The sequence below is a fragment of the Planctomycetia bacterium genome, assembly GCA_015075745.1.
Lineage (GTDB): Bacteria > Planctomycetota > Phycisphaerae > UBA1845 > UTPLA1 > UTPLA1.
Window position 1 is genome coordinate 442,532 of the sequence record JABTTW010000001.1, and the last position, 20,172, is coordinate 462,703.

Below are 20,172 nucleotides of genomic sequence, written 5' to 3' on the forward strand. Positions count from 1 at the left end.
CGTGGTCAGGCCCTAGAATGATGTAGTGCCGACGCGGTCAGCGGAGCCTCGTCCGATGGTTTTCAGACGTAGATGCGACCGTCCTCATTGTGCTTTTCGCGGCGTATTTGCGGATCAAAAGTGCTTTGCGGCTCCGACTTTGCGGCACCCTGGATTCTTGACGGAGCCGGTCCTCGCGGGATAGAATGGGCGGTCAGAGGGGTCATCCTTCGTCCCACCGGAAGCTGCATGCCAAGGGACATCCCCGCTTTGCGGACCCCGACCCGCCTTGGGAGGTAGATCAACGATGAAACGCCTTTTGAACGTGCGCAAGCTCTGTCTCTGGACCGTCCTGGGCGCAAGTAGCCTCGCCCTGACGATCGGCACGACGTGCCCGACGACCGGCGACAACACGCGCCCCGTCGTCCCTCCCGGCAACCGCCCGCCGCGCATTGTCATTACCAACGTCACTACACCTGGCGGTTCATCTCTTGCCGAACAAGGCGATCCTGTCTCGATCGCATTCACTGCAGAGGACGCAGAGGACGCCGCAGTTGCCCGGGTATTCGTTTCTACTGAGGCAAATCCGACCCCTGCGCAGGAGATCGCGGTTCTCGCTGGTTTTCCCGTGGGCCCTGGTTCTGCAAACGGCGTGGCCATCTGGGACACCGGTACCGCGCCTACTGGCATATACAACATCTTTGCTGAAATTGACGATCGCACGCTCGATCCGTTTTCTGGAACGGGAAACCCTGCGGTTCGCGTTACTTGGCTTTCCACAATTATCGTCTCTCCGCCTGGAACAGCGCCCACCAACGGTCCGCCGCTTCTCGTACCAAAGCTGCCCAGCATCGATCTCGGCCTTGGTAATGAAGACACTTTGATTGTGCGATTCGATGTATCTGATCCCAACGCGGGAGACTCTATTGCGCTGACCATTTTACTTGACACCGATCGTGACCCGTCTAACGACGCCGCCGGACAACCGATTGAGCTGGACACTACAACAATCCTAGCAAGCACGGCCCCGACGAATGCTCCGTTACAGGTCGAGCGCATCATTGAAATCAACTTGGCGAACATCCCACTGCGACGTGAGACAGATCAGTTTGGACGGCCATTACCTTATTTTGTTCGAATCCGCGCCAACGATGGGCGCGGCGGGGTAGTAAACGCTTACACCCAAGGTGCCGTCCGACTCCTTGCGTCTGCATCGGGCGTAGTTGACATGTTGACGGTCGGCGGACGCGTCGCCGGCGCAACATTCCAAGGCTTCGGAGGAAACACTACGAATCCTCGCAAGGGCGACCATGCAGGCAGCACGTTTGCGCCGCTAGGTGACATGGACTTGGACGGCATCGATGACTTCGCCATAGTCGCCGAGGCAGCCAGCCCGTTCGGCAACCCCAATGTCGGACATGTCTACGCGATTTACGGACGACCACGCTCAATCAATCCGGACTTGCCCAATTCTGGGTTCTTCCAGGGCCGATTGTCGGGCATTCTTGACCTCAACACAGTGGGTACATTCGTCCCGTTTCCCTCGTCGGACCCGCGATATCGCAACTTCTTCAAGATTCGCGGCCAATCAATGCCGCACTCACATGAATCTGGCACAGGATCTCCGTCCCTTGGGATTACGTCGCTCGTAGCAATGCCGGATGAAACCGGCGATTTCCGGCCCGAAATGTTTGTTGGTGCCCCATTGGCACGCAACATTATTGACGTCGAAGATGTCGATCCCTGTGACGCTTGCCGGCAAGATGGAAACTTTCATTGCCTGGGAGTAGACATTCAAGAACAGTTAACAGGTTCTGTTGCAAACCTGCCCCAGAATGCGATTCCGAGCAACGTTTGGGCCCCTAGGAATCCGGATCAATTATTCACCAATGCCACCCCTAATATCGATCTCACATTGGGCACTAAACGCATCGTAAGTATTGACAGTCTGCGAGTTGAATTCAGCGGGCAAGTACCGAATACGATGGGCGTCGTCAACTTTGACATTGAGGTTCTCCTTGAAGGCCAATGTGGGCCCTCGAGAACCGTCTCAGTTACGACTGACATGGGTGGCGGATTCGAGGACACGACAACTTTCGTGACATTCAATGTGAACCCAGTAATGGAATTCCCGGTTGGCCAGGGGGATGCGCTGCCGCCATCTATATACGATGGACTGTTTACCGTCTTTTTCAGGCCCAGCATTGCCGTCGAGTTCGCCTCAGTTGATGCTACAGTTACTGCGACTACGCGTAACGAAACAGATGTCCCGTTCCTGTTTAGATACTTCGACGGTTTGCCAAGACCAATTTCTGACAATACCACTTGCGGATCCTTGACTCCGAACGGAATTGACCCAGCCGCACTGAATTTTTCTGTCAGTTCGGCTTTCGACTTTACGACCCAGGGGCCATCCTGCCCTCCCATTAATCGCGCGGCGATGGCGCTGTCCTCCGCGGCAAAATCGACACCGCTACCGATCCTATTTACGACTCCGGCCGATCCACTAAGCGGCGATCCTGACATTCTTCTGGTTGGCAATGGTGTCTATAATCTGCACATAGATGGACATGTCTGTGATGATGTCAATGCTGTTTTCGGAAACCAGGCCAGCAATCCCGGTGACGACCTCATCGGCCCTTATGAATCAGGAATCGTCTACTGTACCGTCAGTAATGAGCTTCTCACCACAATTAACGAACAGGGAACATGGCAAGGGGACGGATGCCCCGTGCAACCACTGGGACAGTTCGGACAAGACTACGGAGGCTGCTTGAACGACGCTATTCGCGGCGCTCGATTCAGGGGAGCTTGGTATCATCCATACAATCCGTCTGACAGCGTCGGATCCGACGGCGAACGCGACTTTGTCTATGACCCTTTTTCGCTCTTCGGATACACAGTAGACGCGATGCCTGACATCAACACTATTTTTGGTGCCAGCGAGTTGATTATCTCGGCTCCGGGGGGCGGAATGGTCGAGGCGGCCCAACAGGACCTTTCACCGCAGCTCGCCGGACTGTACTGGGTTGATAATAGTCCGCCGTTTCCCAATCCGCCCATACTCACAAGCAATATCGCCGCATTCGACCTTAATACCGAGTTTGGTAGAGTGCTCCAGGCGACTTTGCGCATTCGTGGTCGCTTTAATGTTCCGATGATGCCCAATCATGTTGCAAAAAACCTCCCTAGGCTTCGATTGAGCTTAAACGATTCTATGGGATTCCCCGTTTTTGGAGCGGATTCAACGCTTATGATGTGGGAAGGTGGTGGAACTGTTCCAATGGGCCACAACGGCGGGGAACTCCTTTACAAGCGGTTCTTCGGTAATTTTATGTCTCCACTCCCGCTTCCTCCGGCTCTGCAATGCCATAATTACGAATTCTCATATCCGTTTGGTGTTGACATTACCCTTCCTTCGGAAGCTGACCTTTCATTAGGCGTGAGTCCTGCAATACTGCCGCTGCTGACCACTGTCGGCAATTTGTTGTCCTCCGGCGAGGGCACGCTGACGCTCGAAATCCTCGAAGATTGCACCATAAGGGATTCTTCGGTTGAAATTACCGAGGCAACATTTACCGTCGTCGGCCTTGTTCCGGGATGGGGCAATGTCACTCTGATTGAGGGACAGGACTTTACAGACGACGAAACGATAAGTGGCTTATGCAACTCCGGATTCGTTGCGACAAATGGTGATCCAGAAGGCGGTGCCGCTCGGCCGATGTCCTGGCCTTCGACCGGGTGCGATTCAGTTCCCGGCCATTCGTGGCGGGAGTATTGCTACCCTCAAGGTGTAGCCTATTTGACAGGTGAAGCCCGCGGAGATGCCTTTGGGTGGGCAAGATACGCTGGGGATGTTGACTTTGATGGTGTGGCCGACATTATATGCGGCGCACCACTGAGCAATAATGATCCCTTCGCTCCGGACTTGGATAATTGTCCATGTGGCCCCATGGTTGCGTTGCAGTTCTTCGGATGTAGTGACCGAATTGGGTTCGATGAACCTGCTCCGCTGAACAACAACGGAAAGGGATACTTGATCTACGGCGAGGCCGTCCTGCAAAACGGCCCACCCTGCCGCTACGAGCGTTTCGAAATCCGAGGAACGCATGACGACGACCAGTTTGGTCGCGTTCAGGGTCGAGCCGGAGATATGAACGGAGACTCTATTGACGATGTCTTCTTCGCCGCCGAAAACTATGACGCAACGGGCGGATTCGGCGGAGTTCAGGCGCGAGGAGCGGACGCCGGATTCGTCGGGATTCTCTTTGGCAATTTCACCTTGACCGGCGAAGTGGCCATTAATGCCGAACAACTCGGCACGGGCAGTTTTCACGGCTGCAAGTTCATCGGCGGATCAGCCGGCGTAAGACTCGGAGGCAGCGAGCCCGCGAAAGTCGACGCGACGTATTATCCTGTGACGCCACCAATCGTGCCTTCCAGATATGAACTGATCAAGCCAATCATTGACCGAGGGCAATCAGGCGTCTCCACGGCCGGTGACTTCAATCTGGACGGTGTCGATGACATCCTCATTACAGCCCCCGGCCAGGATTGGCCTGGTGCTAAGATCGAATTCACGAGCGGTGTGCCGGACGGATCAACGATTACGATCAACGGACGTGTTTTTGAGTTCGACACGGGTGGTGGTGTTACTCCTGGTCGAGTACCCGTACCCGTTACAACTGCGACGGCACAAGGCGCTCAAATGGCCCTCTTCTCGATTCTCGAGACATCGCAGGCTGATCAAACTCTCAATATCGCCGCGGTTACCTCTAGAACCGATTTCCCGGATCCATTGCCCGACACTCCAACAATTACGTTTCTAGCTGGCACACCTTCCGGGTTTGCCGTTTCGAGTTCAACGCCCGCTGTGCTGGCGACCCAGTTTATTCGAAAGGGCGTGGCATACTTGGTCTTTGGTGATGATGTACTTCTTACCGACAAGACGTTCTACCTGCCCGAAGACCTAAATCGACAAGTCGGCGGCAGTCGCGTACTTCAAGGAGTCGTATTTGTATCGAGCTTCGAAAAGAACACGGCTGCCGAGAACGACGGTATCTACGATCCTGCTGAAACCCCTGACGAAGCACCAATCGAGGCCGTCTCTGCTGCCGGGGACGTTGACGGAGACGGATTTCCCGATATTTTGCTTGGCGCGCCCCGGGCGGACTTCATAAACATTGTCGCCCCCAACCAGCGTCGCCAATCTTCCGGTGAGGCTTATCTCATCTACGGAAACGATTTCGGCCTCAATGGCGGGTCAGCCCCATAGATTATTCAGGCCCTCGACGGACACATGGCTAATAACAAGAATAAAGACGAAGGACGCCTTACAATAATCGGTGCCGCACCCCAAAATCCGGCGATGGCGGCCATTCGAATGTGGAAACGCCCCAGCGACAGGAGTCTCTCATGAACCAGCGGGCTATACGTAAAGCATTTACCCTCATCGAGTTGCTCACCGTGATGGCCATCATCACCCTCCTCATCGGCATCCTCACGCCCGCCCTCGGTGCCGCACGAGACCGTGCCCGGGCGACCGCCGTCAGGGCCCAGCTTAACGCCATGGAAGTCGGCCTTGAGGCCTTCACCAGCGACGAGGACGGCTTCCCGCCCTCCAATGCAAATCTGATGGCCAGCGACATCAACAATCCAGGGGCCGGAACCGACGTCGGCAATATCGTCGATTGGGAAGTGACCGACGGCGCGGCGCTGCTCCAGGGGGCACACCTGCTGGTCGATGCACTCGTCGGCCGCGACTTTCTTGGCTACGACCCCAAGGCCCCCGGCGCAGGCGCGCCCAGCACCTACAATCGCTGGGACTCCACCAATGACCGCCGCAAGCCCTACATTCCCGCCGACGGCGTCGACGTAACCTCCGTCAACGAGCCGCCGGAAGACGCCTTCGGAACCGTTCCGGACACGCCCGTCCCCAACAAGGCCCAGCCTACGATCGACAACCTCATCTGCCGCGTCTTCCGCGACAAGTTCGGCTGGCCGATTCTCTACTACCGGGCAAACCCGACCGCCACACAGAACACCCCGATCATTCAGACGGGGACCAATCCCGGCTCTGCCAACTATGGCGACGGCGTTTATGATGGGGTCGACAACGAGGTCTTCACTAGTCACACATGTACGGCGCCGGCGCCCGCTGTGCCCCTGCCCACGGAGCATCGGGTTTGCGATGCAAACATCGCTATGACGGTCCAGGTGAACTATGGACCCACGCTGGACAATCGCAGCCGCTTCGCGGAGTTCATCCGCTCCTTCCGGGCAAGCACTTTTGACACGACGAACCCGAATGACATTATCAAGCCCCGGCCGGTCCGCTCCGACCGCTTCATCCTCTGGTCCGCCGGCAAGGACGGCATCTACGGCAACCTCGACGACGTTGCCAACTTCCAGGTCCTCTCCACCGAGCGCTAATCCCGCTCGCCAGGTTTGATATTTCTGCGGGGCTCCGCCGTCCAACCCGACGCCGGAGCCCCGCTCTTTTTCGCCACACCGGCCGCCGCGCCCCGCGTGCACCCGCCCCATTTAGCCGCCGACCTCGGTCGGTGCCCGCGCGATCATCCCCGTAGCGCGTTCCCCGCGCCGATCCGATCACCGCGCGACCCCCACCGCGGCTTGCCGTTTGGCGACGGCCCACCAACCCGCTCCCCACGACGTCGCCCGCGCTCTCCACGAAAAAACCACCCCCGCGCCCCATCCGCAGCGCCGCCCGCACCCCATCCGTAGCGTCACCCCTTGTGGGTGACGACGTAACGCCCGACATCCCCATCGGCATCATCTTCCGCGTAACCGCCCGCCCCCCATCCGTAGCGTCACCCCTTGTGGGTGACGAAGTAAGGCCCGACATCCCCATCGGCGTCATCTCCCGCGTAACCCCCCGCCCCCCATCCGTAGCGTCACCCCTTGTGGGTGACGAAGTAACGCCCGACATCCCCATCGGCATCCTCTCCCGCGTAACCGCCCGCCGCCCCATCCGCAGCGCCGCACACCCTCCATCCGCAGCACCGCACGCCCCCCATCCGTAGCGTCACCCCTTGTGGGTGACGACGTAACGCTCGACATCCCCATCGGCATCCTCTCCCGCGTAACCCCCCGCCCCCCATCCGCAGCGCCGCACACCCTCCATCCGCAGCGCCGCACGCGCCCGTTCCGCAGCACCGCGCGCCCCCCATCCGCAGCGCCGCCCGCCCCCCATCCGTAGCGTCACCCCTTGTGGGTGACGACGTAGCGCCCGACATCCCCATCGGCGTCATCTCCCGCGTAACCGCACACCCCCAAAGAAAAAGGCGCGCACGTCGAGCAAGTATTCGCCAATAGAGCTCGAACCCAACACGCTCAAAAAAGATGCACGCAATGAACGAATCGCACATCCTCCAAACCGCAAGCCCCAGGCCTCATATCCCAGCCCTGTGTCGCTCATTTTTCACCCAAATCGCGAACCACCCCAACCCACGCCCACCACAAGTGTTGCCACAATCTCCGCGAGGCCTGTGTCACCTTATGTCACCTTCGATTCTGCAAGACTTCCACGAACGCCGCGCCCCCGATCCGAGCCGCGCGCGTCAGCAAGCGGTACCAGAAAATCCGGATCCCTATTGCATCCAACACCAAGCGTCGACCCAATCAGTACCGCCGCCTCTGCATTCTCCTGGACCCTCTCGAATGCCCCCGCGCAACCCCGCCGCCGCTCACCATTTCGACGTTTCGACGTTTCGACTTTTCGACGTTTCCGCCCCCAACCCCAACCCGCACCCGCCCAAGCGCTTACAATCCCCCCCCGGAGATTTTTCGCCTATTGTCACCTCGGGAATCGTGCCCTGTCCGACGAAAAACGGGCCTTCTATCATGAAAATGCCCCTAATCACTAACCATCAGCCATCCGCCGGGTCCATTTCCCTAGCCGCCCATGCGCCCCGTTGCCCAAACTGCGCGCATGCCTCCATAATCGGCCGCACTACGAGGACCCGGACCATGACCATGCGAATCCTGCTCATCCCCGCCCTGCTGTTCATCCTGCCGCCGACCGTCGGCGCTCAAACGCCTACCGACGTCGCCGCGGCCATCGACCGCAAGGTCGAAGCCCTCACCGTCAAGGACGCCGTCATCACCGACGCCCTCGCCGACATCGGCAATCAGGCCGGCGTCAAGTTCACCCTCGACGAGCAGTCGCTGGAGCTCCTCCCCTGGGGGCCGCAGACCCGGCTCGCCAGCGTCAACATCACCAACGCCTCGCTCCGCGAAATCCTCCCCCAGCTCCTCGGCGCCATCGGCATGACCTACGAGGTCCGCGCCGATGACATCTTCGTCTTCGCCTCCGACCCGCTCAAACGAATCAATCGCCGGGCAACCTGGCAGGAGCTCCAACTTCTCCAGCGCTGCCGCGAGACGAGATACTCCCCGGAAAACCTCAAGGACTTCGATCTCCAGTATCGCATCAGCTCCAAGGTCGACGCCGCCAACATGCTCAGCCATCAGCTCACCAAAAGCGGCAACGGATCGATGGCCGACATGCTCGAAGTCGCCACCGCATCGCTCGGCTGGGTCTGGTTCCCCAATGACGGCGCCATCGTGATCCGCACCCAGCAGGCCCAGATCGCCAATCGACTCGCCCGGCGAATCTCCGTGCGCTACACCGCCACGCCCCTGGCCCGCGTCCTGATGGACTTGTCCGACAAGGCCGAGACCGCATTCGTGCTGGAGCCCGGCATGATGCTCAAGCTCCCCCCCAACACCGTCCAAAGCTACACCCTGCTCCTGCAATCCACCTCCATCAGGCAGGCCCTCGAACTCATCTGCGCCGAGACCGGCCTCAAATATGAGATCGAGCGCGAGGTCGTCCGCATCGGTCTGTCCGACGCCCTTCACGAAGGCGGCAAGCAGGCCTCCGTTCGCGCTTCGCCCTACGTCGGCAAGATCGCAGTCCCCAGCGCCGACGGCAGCTACACCCTCGAGTTCCTCATCCGCGCCGAAGAACTGCCCCCGGACATCCTCGAAACCCGCGATCAGATGATCGAAGAGATCATCCAAAAGATGCGCCGCGACATGTCCACGTCAGCCCCCATGACCTCCCCCGACGCACCGGACCAATAAGCGATAAGACCGGGGCACAACACGTCATCCAATAATGCGGCGGACCTCCGCCCCTGACCGGGCTTCTTCTCGGCATCTCGCCGCACCTAATTCCCCCCACGCCGCAACCAGGTCGAAATCCACAGGCAAAGCCGCGGTTTGCCGATGACAGAAAGCCTGTGAAAACAATCCGGAGAATGCGCAGGCCCGTTCGCGCGGCGCGCAGCCGCGGCAAGCGGCCTAAAAAGGGCGACGGCGACAAAGGAGGCGTATCGGTGGCGAACCAGAAAAAACTCAAATCAGTATCAATCGACGCCGCCGAAACATTAGTCACCTTCGCCCCGGTCGACGTCGCCGTGTATCTCCCCGGCGCCGACGGCAGCGCCCCCGTACTCTACCGCGAAGAAGGCTCCGGTCTGCAAAAGCCGGACTTCAAGCGCCTCCGTCGCACCGGCGTCCAGACGATCCTCGTCCACGGCGACGACCTCGGCAAATACGAGACCATGCTCGAAGACAACCTCTCGAGCCTCCTCATGGACGCATCCATCCCCGCCGACCACAAGGCCTCCTGCGTCCACAGCGTCGGCACCGCCGTTGTCCGGGAGCTCATCAGCAGCGAGGACACCTCGCAGTCGATCGACCGCGCCTCTCACTTCCTCGACACGATCATGGAAGGCGTCCTGTCCCAGCCCACCGTCGCGGCGAACCTCCTCTGCATGAGCGGCCACCACCAGACAACCGCCAGTCACATGTTCGCCGTCTCCACCCTCGCCGTCCTGCTGGGCGCCGAGGTCTTCGGACGCGACCACAAGACACTCCGCGAACTCGGCCTCGCCGGCATGTTGCACGATCTCGGCAAACTCCAGATCGACCGCGCCATCCTGAATAAGCAGACACCCCTGACAACGGAAGAACTGCGGATCATCCAGCATCACCCCATCGAGTCCGTTCGACTCATCGGCGCCAACCCCGAGGTGTCGGAAACAGTCAAGCAGATGATCCTCCAGCATCACGAGCGCTACGACGGCCGCGGTTACCCCCTGGGACTTGGCGGCAACGACCTCCTGACCGGCAGCAAGATCATCTCCATCGTCGACGCCTTCCACGCCCTGATTGGTCGCAGAAGCTATCGCCAGGGAATGTCGCCCGTCGACGCCGCCCGCGTGCTGATGTACCAGAAGGGATCGCAGTTCGACCCGGAACTTTACTCCGTCTGGATCAGACTGTTCCACAAGTGCTGGCAATCGCAGGAGACGATTGCCGATCAGCCAGCCTCAGAAGAAGACGGCGGACACTCATTCCACAGCGATCATCGTCAGGAAAAAACCTCCGACACACCCCGCTCGCAGCCCAGGCTCATGTGCCGCGGACGCGCCGAGGTGCAATGTGTCCACGTCGGCAAACTTCTCGACGGTGGAGAAGGCGCTACCAAAGTCGTCGCGCCCCTCCAGGATCTGTCGCGTGGCGGCCTTTGCATGTGGACCGATCGACCGATGTATCGAGGCGAAGTCGTACACGTGAGACTGGAGGCCGGCGGCAATCTGGTCTGGGTGCGTGGTCTGGTGAGCTGGTGTCGCCGGGACAACACCAAGTCGAACTACAAGACCGGCGTGAAATTCCTGGAGCGAATCTCCGAAGACCAGGTTCACGAAAAATTACCCGTACGGCCCGTGAATGATCCCCGCCTCTTCCCCGAAACCCTGAGCCTGTCACAGAAAGAAGTCGAGGACGAGTCGGCATAGCCCATACCGCCGTCGCCCGTCGCCGCACCGCTGCAGTTCTCCCGATCACCCTTTGAAATCACCGATCGAAAGCGTCCGATCTCGCCCGCCGAGCTCGTGATAAACAGCCGCATACCCAAGCGACATCTTGGAGACCGAGAAATGCTCGCGCGCGAAGGCCCGCGCATTCTTCCCGAGACGACTTCCGACACCCGGATCACCCAAAAGCCGCGTCACGGCCGAGACGAATCCATCCTCATCGCCCTCCTCATGCAGGATAGCGGTCTCCTCGTGCACCAGACCATCATGGGGGCCGCCACGGGCCGCGACGATGGCCGTTCCCGCGCTCATCGCATGAACGGTCTCTTCGCGATATCCGCCGTCCCAGTTCGGAACGCAGAATATCTGCCCCTCGCTCAGTACATTGCGGAAATACTCAATGCGCCCCGTAAAGATGACGCTCGCCGCGACATCAAGGTCCTCCGCCGCGCCGCGAAGCGCATGCTCGGCCGGCCCCTTCCCGATGACAAAGAGCAACAGCCACGGATACGTCTCAATCAACCGGCGCAGGCCGCGCAGGAGAATCATCAGACTCGAAGCCGATCCCAATGGCCCCGCGAAGACGAGCATCGGGCGCACCTCTTCAGCGCCGGGCTCCTTCGCCGTGTTCTCGTGCGAAACGCCCAATGGGACGACCAGACTTCGACACCCTTTCGGCAGTCGACCTTCCGTCGCTTCCGCCATCGCCGTAGAAGGTAGAAACAGCGCGCGTACCTGATCGGCGCCGGGCCGAGCCCCAAACTCGGCCGCCTCCTCAATCGAAAACACGCTGACGATCATCTGCCCGTCGGCCAAGTCCGCCAGTTCTCGCGCCGTCCGAAACGTGCCCGGACCTCCGAAGCAGTGGATCAGCGGCGGGCCTTCCAGCTTGAGTGATCGGAGCTGAGCGACAATCGAATGCGCCGCGTCGGACTCGCGACTGAGACGTGGCCAGCGATCCGGCCGATAGGGGATGACCGCCGTCGGGCCCACCGCAAGGTCGGTGCACATCGGCGAATCCGGCACGGTCAAGACCGGAGTGACCTGCTCGTCAATGAGCCCGATCTGAAGCGAACGTATCGCCGAGGGTATCCGCTCCGCGACGGAGTCATCGAACATCAGACATACAACGGTGTTGTCCACCTTGCGTGGCTCCCAGTGACGGCTGCAAAACGACAGGCAGCAGGATTCCTGGACGAACTCGATATGAATCGACCAACACCCATATCATAACACGAATCGGCGTTGTTTCGCCCGAAAGACTTGACGCTCTCCCGGCAAGAGAGCCTAATAGCCCTGACGCAGGTGCGATAGGCCGCCGACACACTCCGGAACACGCATGGCTGACGCTTCATCAAGCAACCAAATCGCGCTGGGATCGGACCACGGCGGCTTCGAGCTCAAGCAGCACCTGAAGAAATGGCTGACCGATCGCGGCTACGCCGTTCATGACTGCGGCGTCCATGACAAATCCCCCGCCGATTACCCCCTGATCGCCGCCGCCGTGGCCGGACGCGTAGCCGACGGCGCTGCTTCCCGCGGAATCCTGATCGACGGCGCCGGCATCGGCTCATGCATGGTCGCCAACAAGTTTCCCGGCGTCAGGGCCGCCCTCTGTTATGATGTATCCTCGGCCAACAACAGCCGGGAGCACAACGATGCCAACGTGCTCACCCTCGGCGCAGGCCTGATCGGCGCCTCCCTCGCCGAGCAGATCGCCGAGGTCTGGCTGAGGACCGAGTGCACCGCCGAGCGACATCTTCGCCGGGTCGCCATGATCGGCGATATTGAGGAAAAGCAAAGATCGCGGCCGAGTCCCGCGACAAAGACCGCCATCGCGCCGACGATCACGCAAACACCGGAGCAGCCAAGCCGAATGACCCCCGATGAGATTCGAAACATGAGCGGCCTGACCAACCTGTCCCAAACGGACCTGGAAAAAATCGCCGAACGAATCGCCGGCATGATGTCGCAGAGCGGGTGGCCGACGAAGTCCGCCTGTTCCTGCTGTGGTGAGGATTGCCGCGGTCGCTGCGCCGAAACCGGCCCGGACACGGTCAGAGGCCTGATCGGTATGGGCGCCGGTCGAATCGGCATGGGTCTCGGCGGCGGGCCCATTCCGCGTGACGTCGCTCAATTCATCGATCACACCCTGCTGAAGCCCGAGGCGACCCGCTCGCAGATCGAGCAGCTCTGCAAAGAGGCGAAGGAGCACTCGTTTGCCTCCGTCTGCATCAATCCGAATTGGGTCAAGGTCGCAGCGGGCATTCTCAAGGGTTCGCCCGTCGCGGTCTGCACCGTCGTCGGATTTCCGCTCGGCGCACATGTTGCCGAGGTCAAGGCACTCGAGGCCCGCCGCGCCATTCGCGACGGAGCCCGGGAAATCGACATGGTCATCAACATCGGGGCCCTCAAGAGCAACGACGATGATCTCGTTCTTCAGGATATCAGGGCTGTCGTCGATGCCTGCATGGACGGACGGGCGATCTGCAAGGTCATCATCGAGTGCGCCCTGCTCACCGACGACGAGAAAGTCCGGGCCTGCCTGCTCTCGCGAAGGGCCCGCGCAGACTTCGTCAAGACCAGCACCGGATTCGCCTCCACCGGCGCCACGGCGCACGATGTGGCCCTGATGAGTGAAGCCGTCGCCGGGACGCGCATGGGCGTAAAGGCAGCAGGCGGCATCCGATCCTATGGCGACTTCAAGACCATGGTTGAAGCGGGCGCCACCCGCATTGGGGCCAGCGCCGGCATCGCGATCATCCGGGAGTCGAAGGGCGATGCTCCCGCCGCTGCGGCATCCGCGCCGACCGAGCCCGCTTCGCAGAAATATTGATCACGCTTGCTCGAGGGATTCCGACGCCGCCGACGAATTCTGCGCACAATCCGCCAGCTCCCCATCCTGCCCCGGCGCCGCCAATAGATATTGATGCTTGAACTGCTCCGACGTGCGCGATCGATTCCGACGCTGCGCCTCATTCCGCCGCGTCAGTGTGCCGGCCGGCAGCGGGCACATCTCCAACGCACCCAGCCGCAAGGTGGACCGCTTCGACGCGTACTCCCCGTTGACGCTGCAAATCGCCTGATCCAGACGATCGGCAAGTCCTTCATGCTGTCGCGCCATGCCCTGTTCCACGTACAGCCGATAGCGCGGCGGCTCTCCCCATCGCGGTGACAGCACAAACTCCACCACCCTGTCCATGGACTTTCCGCAAACCGATTGCATCGCCAGCACAACCTGGTGCTCGGTCAGCTTTTCGCCGGTCAGGGAGGACGTATGCGCATCGCGGCTGAGGAACTCGATCATCGGCGCCTGCCCAAGCCAGCCCGTGACGCGTACCCGATCGCCGATGTCGTAGCGAAACAGCCCGCTCGCATTGGTCAGCAGCAGGAAGTACTCTCGGCCCTCCTGAAGCTCGTGCATGCGCAGCACGGTCGGACTTGCGTTGCCGTATTCCTCAGCGGGGATGAACTCATAAAAGTGGCTTGTGATCGCCAGCACGCCTGACGCCGATTCATCCGCCAGCGGTATCGACATTCTCCCTTCGCTGGCGATCAGGCCAATATCGCGCACCGGCACGTCACCGAAGTAGCGCGGGATCTGCGAGCGATACAGTCCCATCGTCCCGCCCGTCCAGTGCGCGAGGAAATCCAATCGCCAATAGTCCTTTGGATAGAGCGATCCGCTTGCGGACGCCAGCCGCTCCAATCGCCGGGCCACGTCGGGCATGGCCGCCAGTCGCGGTCGGAGGGTGGCGCGTATTTCATTTGATACCGGCAACTTATCCCAGAGCGTGCCCTCGTGAATGTCGCGAATGAGCCGCTCCTTGTGCGCGTCGGCCGTCTTCGCGAGAAGCATCAGTGTGGAGGGGTTGGCCGTGACGGCCCAGGCGACGTCGCGCGGCATCGCCAGTCGCATGATCGTGTAATACTTCGCGGTCGAATCGCTGATCCCGGCCACGTCCGCGGGCGACGTGTAATACTTCCGGACGAGCCGCTTCTGCGTCGCGGCGAGCAGGCCGGTGATCGCTCCGCATGGCACACCGGATGGCGCGGTGTGATCCCGCATCGAGCTGGTCACCTGGAGAATGTGTCGCAGCAGCGATCGCGGATGATCCATGATCGCCTTCAGGCCCCAGATGTTCCATCCCCGCCGGCATTCCGCCAGGACCGAGGGCGTAATGGGAATGTACTTGGGCTGCGCCGTCGTGCCGCTGGTGAGCGCGAACATGAGCACTCGTTCGCCCGGCGGCAGGAGCGCATCGACCCGCCCGGCGCGCACCTGCTCCACATATGGCGATAGCTCTTCATAGGTGCAGATGGGGACGCGATCGCGAAACTGCTCGTATGACTGTATCGAATCCAGTCGATGATCGCGGCCGAATTGCGTGAGGGCGCCGCGCCGGATCAGCCGGTCCAGAAGTCTCTGCTGACAGCGAATCGCCGAGCCAAGCTCGGCCATGAACTTTCGCGTCGTACGAGAGGCCTGCAGGCTGGCAGCCTTGGCGAAGATCGAATCAAGAATGGACCGGTCGGACACGCCCCTGGTGACTCCATGATGCGCGGACTGCAAGACGCCCCCGAAAAAGGGACATCTGGTTTCGGAGAATCATAACGTGGTTTTCAGTTAACTTCGATCTCGTCGAGTTCTTCCGGCGATTCGGCGGGAATCCGAAGCCGTGTGACCGTCCGACCCATTTCGTCGGCGGCGGCGAGTTGATTATGTTCGGCCAGAGCGCCCAGGGCGAACTCAACAAACCGGCCCTGCTTGTACATGTTGTCCGCGTCTTCGCGCCGGGCAAGATAGCGATCGAAGAACTCGACGGTGCGCCGGGTGTATTCCTCGGGTACAACATCGACCGACTGATTGTGCTTCGCCCCGTGAACCACCCAGAGATACTTGGGCTGTGCCGACAGGGCGTACAGCAGCCGCGACTGCTCCACCGGAATGTAACTGTCCCGCTCGCCGTGAATGAAGAGCATCGGGCGGGGCAGCATGCGCATGAGCGTCTTGCGAACCGACGGATAACGGCATTTGAACTTGACGCGACATGTCAGGAAAAGGCACCAGCGAAGAAACCTCCAGAACTCCGGCGGGTGATTCTCATAGATGATCTTCACCCGGGCGTAGATCTTCGCCCAGCGTTTCATTAGATGCTCAAGCGTGCAGTCCGATGAAAATGCGCCGTCGGTAATGAGTGCCCGAACAGACGCGCACGACTCGCTCGCCAGAATCCCCGCGCAGGCCCCGCGGGAGATGCCGAAGAGTCCGATCTCAATCGGGCGACCCTGCTCCTCCAGCCATTGCTCGACCGTGGAGATGGCCCCCATCATGTCGGAGACCTCTCGGTCGCTGGCCCACTGCCGCGCTCGATAGCCCTCCTCGGACGCACTGGCCCCATGGCCGCGGAAATCGAACGAGAAGACGTCGTATCCGGCATCAATCAGCGGCCGACAATAACGAGCGCACGACAGACGCGTGCTCTTGAACTCCGGGGCAAAGATAATCGTCCCCCGTCGCTCCACCTCGGGCGGTGGATGCATCAGCACGCCCCGAAGCCGGACCCCGTCGGTCGCGTAGAAGTCTCGCTCCTCGCCGGGAATAGGGCGGAAAGACCACTGCGGCACCGAAAGCGGCGGCTCGGTATCGCTGATGATGTTCAGGCAGATTCGCAGGTATTTGACGAGAACCAGGGCCGGGATGACGACGAGGAGGATCAGCGTCAGGATGATCGAAGTCAGCGCCCAGTTGCGCGCCACGGCCGTCCAGAAAGATGCGAGCAGTTCTGTCGATTGCGAGGAAATATCCAGCACCGCGCCGGCCTCCGATCTGTTGGAATACACAGCATAGTGCTACCCCCCCATCGACGCCAGCGCCATTGTAAATAGGCCGCGGCTATCCCCCTAGACGAGGGTGGAACGGATGATTCTTTCGCCGGAATTGTCCGCTAGGTCTTTAGAAGTGAGTCCAGGTCTGACGCGAGTTCACCCAGTAGGTCCGGGCGCTTCATCTTTGGCAGTCGGGCATCGGCCAGCGCGCTTTCGATCTTCGCGGGGTCGTCCACCCAGCAAAAATCACACACCCCCTCGAGGGCCTTCACAAACTCAAGCTGGTGATTGCCCGCCTTACCCTGATTAACCACGGCGATCATCGGGCGACCGAGTGAAATGAACTCGAGCAGGCTTCCGGTGCCGGCGTGCGTGATGATCAGGTCGGCGTCTGCCGCCTTGGACAGGATGTCCTTGTCGAAAGCGACGTACTTCATGTGACGCGGCGTTCGCTTGGCCAGACCGATCTGCCCGAACACCGGTTGCACGAGCACACCGCGACCCGCGAGGTCATCGACCGCGTCGATCAGCTCGTCGAAGTACTGAGTGCCGACGGTGACGAGAATCATATCACCGCCCCCGCATATCGAAGATCGCCTTCGCCGCCTGCAAGTTCCGGCCACTGAACGTACAGCCGATGTGGAAGCCCCAGCTTCCTGAGAATCCGCCCGGTCAGCGAGAGCTCGTCCACGCGTGTCAGAGACTCGATAAAGCAGCACCGCGATCCAAACAGCCGCCCCGCCGCGAACAGCGGCACGGCCATCGACGTGCCGACGGCGAGTATCCACGCCGGACGCAGTTTCTGAACAATCGAGAACGCCTCGACGCAGCTCATCAGCATCCGCGCCGGGTTGCTCACGAATCGCACAGGATGCTTTCGCGTCGGACCGAGATAGTGCATGGGGTAGCATTCGCCCGGATGCGGCGTCGCGAGTCGCTTTGCCCCATGGACGCCCTTGCAATGGCCGTACACATAGGCGAACCGATACGCGCCCGTATCGAGTCGCTCCAGCAGGCGACACGTCTCCTGGTGCCAGCCCCCGCCGCAAAGCGCCACGAGAATCAACGGTTTTTGATTGTCAGAACTCACCCGCATCGTGCGCCCCCGTTCCTCGCCCGACCGATACTAACGCTGTGGCTATCGGTCCAGCGGATATACCGCCTGACCTATTACCGACCGGAAACGCGCATGGCCCTGCAAACCGCACCACCGCCGCCGTCCAGGCCTCGATCGCCGGAAGCGACGGCCTGCGCAATTCCTGCCGATCCGCCAAAAAAGAGTCGCATCCAGGTGACCGCCGACCACTATCTCGGCGACTATCTCAATCTCCCGCGCATGATCACCTATTGGTATCAGGCGAAGACCGTGCGCGACTGCGGCGGGCGTGACGTGCTGGAGATCGGCGTGGGAATGGGGCTGACCGCGTGGATACTTCGCCGCTGGGGGCTGTCGCTTTCAACGCTCGACTTCGACCCTGTATTGCGACCGACCGTCGCCGGCGATCTGCGCACGATGCCGCTCGCCGACAACAGCTTCGACACGATTCTCATCGCCGAAGTCCTCGAACATCTTCCCTGGGATGCCTTCGTGCCGGCACTCGTCGAGCTGCGCCGCGTCGCGCGCCGGCACGTCATCGTCACGCTGCCGTGCCCGCTCGTCGGGTTCAACCTTGGGCTCAATGTCCCGATACTCGAACCGCGCTTCTGGGCGCTGGGCTTCCGTCAGCTTTCCCGCCCGCGCTTCGACGGTCAGCACTATTGGGAACTCGATCGATTGGGATATCCGAAGCGTAGAATCCGCGCCGCCATGCGCGAGGCCGGCTTCGAGGTCGAAAAAGAATTCCGCCCCGGCCTCAGCCTCTACAACTACTTCTTCGTGCTGCGTAATTTGTAAGTCTTGTTTATTCCGCTTTACCAATCGCGGCGGCAATTGCCTTTTCAACTGACTTTCGCTTTTCAATGTTCATTCGGTCGCGAAGTCCGGTTGATTCGCACAAAGAACATGGATCTCCTCCGGATCCTTGACATGCAGTACACGGCCCACGCTGTTCCCGAGAACCAGCGCCCTTACACTTTGAACACTGAATCTTCCCGTTCTTGCAGCCTCGGCAGACGATCCGCGAGCTATAACCGAATTTCGTTGATGGTGGCGGGATAAAAAAAGGCGGCGTACTCTCGGGACTTGTTCGAGGTTCCGAGCCGCCCACGATGGGCAGAGGAGTACGCCGATGCAGGAGAGTAACGAGTCGATCGAGACGATTCCAGTCCCCAGCCGAGACGTTTTGACGGAGATTCTGCGGGACGGGGCCCAACGGCTCCTGGGCCAGGCGATCGAGGCGGAGGTCGATGGCTGGATCGAAGGGCACGCCGATCTGCGCGATCCGCAAGGCCGCCGGCAGGTGGTCAAGAACGGCCATCATCCCACCCGGACCCTCGTCACCGGCGTCGGGCCGGTGGAGGTGACGCAGCCGCGGGTGTGGGACCGTCGGATCGTCGGCCGCGGCGAGGCCGGCGAAGCGTTGGATGCAAATGGCCAGGCCGTGGAGCGGTTCTGTTCGTCGATTTTGCCGCCGTACCTGCGGAAGACGAAGGCCATCGAGGAGTTGATCCCCTGGCTGTACCTCAAGGGCATCAGCACCGGAGACTTCAGCGAGGCCCTGCAGGCGCTGGTCGGTCCCCAGGCGGCGGGGCTCAGCGCCACGACGATCACGCGTTTGATGACGAGTTGGCAGGACGAGTACCAGTCATGGAATCGCCGCTCCCTGGAAGGCAAGCACTACGTGTACCTCTGGGCGGATGGGATTCACTTCAACATCCGCCTGGAGGAAGACCGGCAGTGCATTCTGGTGCTGATGGGCGCGAGGGCGGACGGCCGCAAGGAGCTGATCGCGGTGGTCGACGGCCATCGCGAGAGCGAGCAGTCGTGGTATTCGCTGCTGCTGGACTGCCAACAACGGGGCATGACGATCGACCCGAAGCTGGCCACGGCGGACGGAGCGCTGGGCTTCTGGGCGGCGCTGCCGAAGGTCTATTCGACGACCCGGGCGCAGCGCTGCTGGGTGCACAAGACGGCCAACGTGTTGGACAAGATGCCCAAGCGGGTGCAGACCGGCGCGAAGGCCAAGCTGCACGAGATCTGGATGGCGCCGACGCGGGAGAATGCGAACCAGGCGTTCGATCACTTCGTGGCCCACTACGCGGCCAAATACCCCGGCGCGGCCGAGTGCCTGGTGAAGGATCGCGAGGTGCTGCTGACGTTCTACGACTTCCCGGCCGAGCACTGGCGGCACCTGCGGACGACGAATCCGATCGAAAGTACGTTCGCCACGGTGCGGCTGCGTCACCGCCGGACCAAAGGCAACGGCAGTCGGATCGCGTGTCTGGCAATGGTGTTCAAGCTGTGCGAGTCCGCCGCGAACCACTGGCGGCTGCTCAATGGCGCGACGCTGCTTCCCGATGTCATCGCCGGTGTGAAGTTCGTCAATGGAGAAAAGGCCGAGAGAAACGCCGCCTGATT

General features: G+C 60.8%; 12 protein-coding genes and 1 pseudogene. 8 read left to right on the plus strand and 5 right to left on the minus strand.

What is annotated here, in order from left to right; genetic code table 11:
- Nucleotides 1-286: 286 nt before the first annotated feature.
- From HS101_01790 to HS101_01805, 4 genes are all read left to right on the plus strand, one after another.
- Nucleotides 287-5,254 (plus strand): FG-GAP repeat protein, encoded by a 4,968-nt coding sequence (locus tag HS101_01790; GenBank protein MBE7504997.1) that lies wholly within the window; start codon nt 287-289, stop codon nt 5,252-5,254.
- A 140-nt stretch (nt 5,255-5,394) separates the two neighbouring features.
- Nucleotides 5,395-6,411 carry a prepilin-type N-terminal cleavage/methylation domain-containing protein gene (locus HS101_01795; GenBank protein ID MBE7504998.1) on the plus strand — a complete coding sequence of 339 codons (1,017 nt, stop codon included), beginning with the start codon at nt 5,395-5,397 and terminating at the stop codon, nt 6,409-6,411.
- A gap of 1,557 nt (nt 6,412-7,968) precedes the next feature.
- Nucleotides 7,969-9,087 (plus strand): hypothetical protein, encoded by a 1,119-nt coding sequence (locus tag HS101_01800; protein ID MBE7504999.1) that lies wholly within the window; start codon nt 7,969-7,971, stop codon nt 9,085-9,087.
- A gap of 254 nt (nt 9,088-9,341) precedes the next feature.
- On the plus strand, nt 9,342-10,808 hold the full coding sequence (locus tag HS101_01805) for an HD domain-containing protein (protein MBE7505000.1): 1,467 nt from the start codon (nt 9,342-9,344) through the stop codon (nt 10,806-10,808).
- Between the two features lie 45 nt (nt 10,809-10,853).
- Here HS101_01805 and HS101_01810 read toward each other — a convergent pair whose 3' ends face one another.
- On the minus strand, nt 10,854-11,969 hold the full coding sequence (locus HS101_01810; GenBank protein ID MBE7505001.1) for a glycosyltransferase family 4 protein: 1,116 nt from the start codon (nt 11,967-11,969) through the stop codon (nt 10,854-10,856).
- Between the two features lie 196 nt (nt 11,970-12,165).
- On the opposite strand from HS101_01810, the pseudogene rpiB reads away from it, so the two are divergent.
- Nucleotides 12,166-12,621 (plus strand): annotated as a pseudogene (rpiB, locus tag HS101_01815) (ribose 5-phosphate isomerase B).
- 321 nt (nt 12,622-12,942) lie between these two features.
- Nucleotides 12,943-13,662 (plus strand): deoxyribose-phosphate aldolase, encoded by a 720-nt coding sequence (gene deoC, locus HS101_01820; protein MBE7505002.1) that lies wholly within the window; start codon nt 12,943-12,945, stop codon nt 13,660-13,662.
- On the opposite strand, the gene HS101_01825 is transcribed toward deoC, so the two are convergent.
- The 4 genes from HS101_01825 to HS101_01840 form a co-directional block, all read right to left on the minus strand.
- Nucleotides 13,663-15,366 (minus strand): GH3 auxin-responsive promoter family protein, encoded by a 1,704-nt coding sequence (locus tag HS101_01825; GenBank protein MBE7505003.1) that lies wholly within the window; start codon nt 15,364-15,366, stop codon nt 13,663-13,665.
- Between the two features lie 83 nt (nt 15,367-15,449).
- Nucleotides 15,450-16,670 carry an alpha/beta hydrolase gene (locus tag HS101_01830; GenBank protein ID MBE7505004.1) on the minus strand — a complete coding sequence of 407 codons (1,221 nt, stop codon included), beginning with the start codon at nt 16,668-16,670 and terminating at the stop codon, nt 15,450-15,452.
- Nucleotides 16,671-16,774: 104 nt separating this feature from the next.
- Nucleotides 16,775-17,224, minus strand: coding sequence for a hypothetical protein (locus HS101_01835; protein MBE7505005.1), 450 nt, complete (start codon nt 17,222-17,224; stop codon nt 16,775-16,777).
- Complete coding sequence (locus HS101_01840) at nt 17,221-17,751, minus strand: hypothetical protein (GenBank protein MBE7505006.1); 531 nt, start codon at nt 17,749-17,751, stop codon at nt 17,221-17,223. Before HS101_01840 ends, HS101_01835 begins: the two co-directional genes overlap by 4 nt.
- Nucleotides 17,752-17,946: 195 nt before the next feature.
- On the opposite strand from HS101_01840, the gene HS101_01845 reads away from it, so the two are divergent.
- Both HS101_01845 and HS101_01850 read left to right on the plus strand, forming a co-directional pair.
- Nucleotides 17,947-18,549 carry a class I SAM-dependent methyltransferase gene (locus HS101_01845; GenBank protein ID MBE7505007.1) on the plus strand — a complete coding sequence of 201 codons (603 nt, stop codon included), beginning with the start codon at nt 17,947-17,949 and terminating at the stop codon, nt 18,547-18,549.
- A 334-nt stretch (nt 18,550-18,883) separates the two neighbouring features.
- On the plus strand, nt 18,884-20,170 hold the full coding sequence (locus tag HS101_01850) for an IS256 family transposase (GenBank protein ID MBE7505008.1): 1,287 nt from the start codon (nt 18,884-18,886) through the stop codon (nt 20,168-20,170).
- The last annotated feature ends 2 nt before the right edge of the window (nt 20,171-20,172 follow it).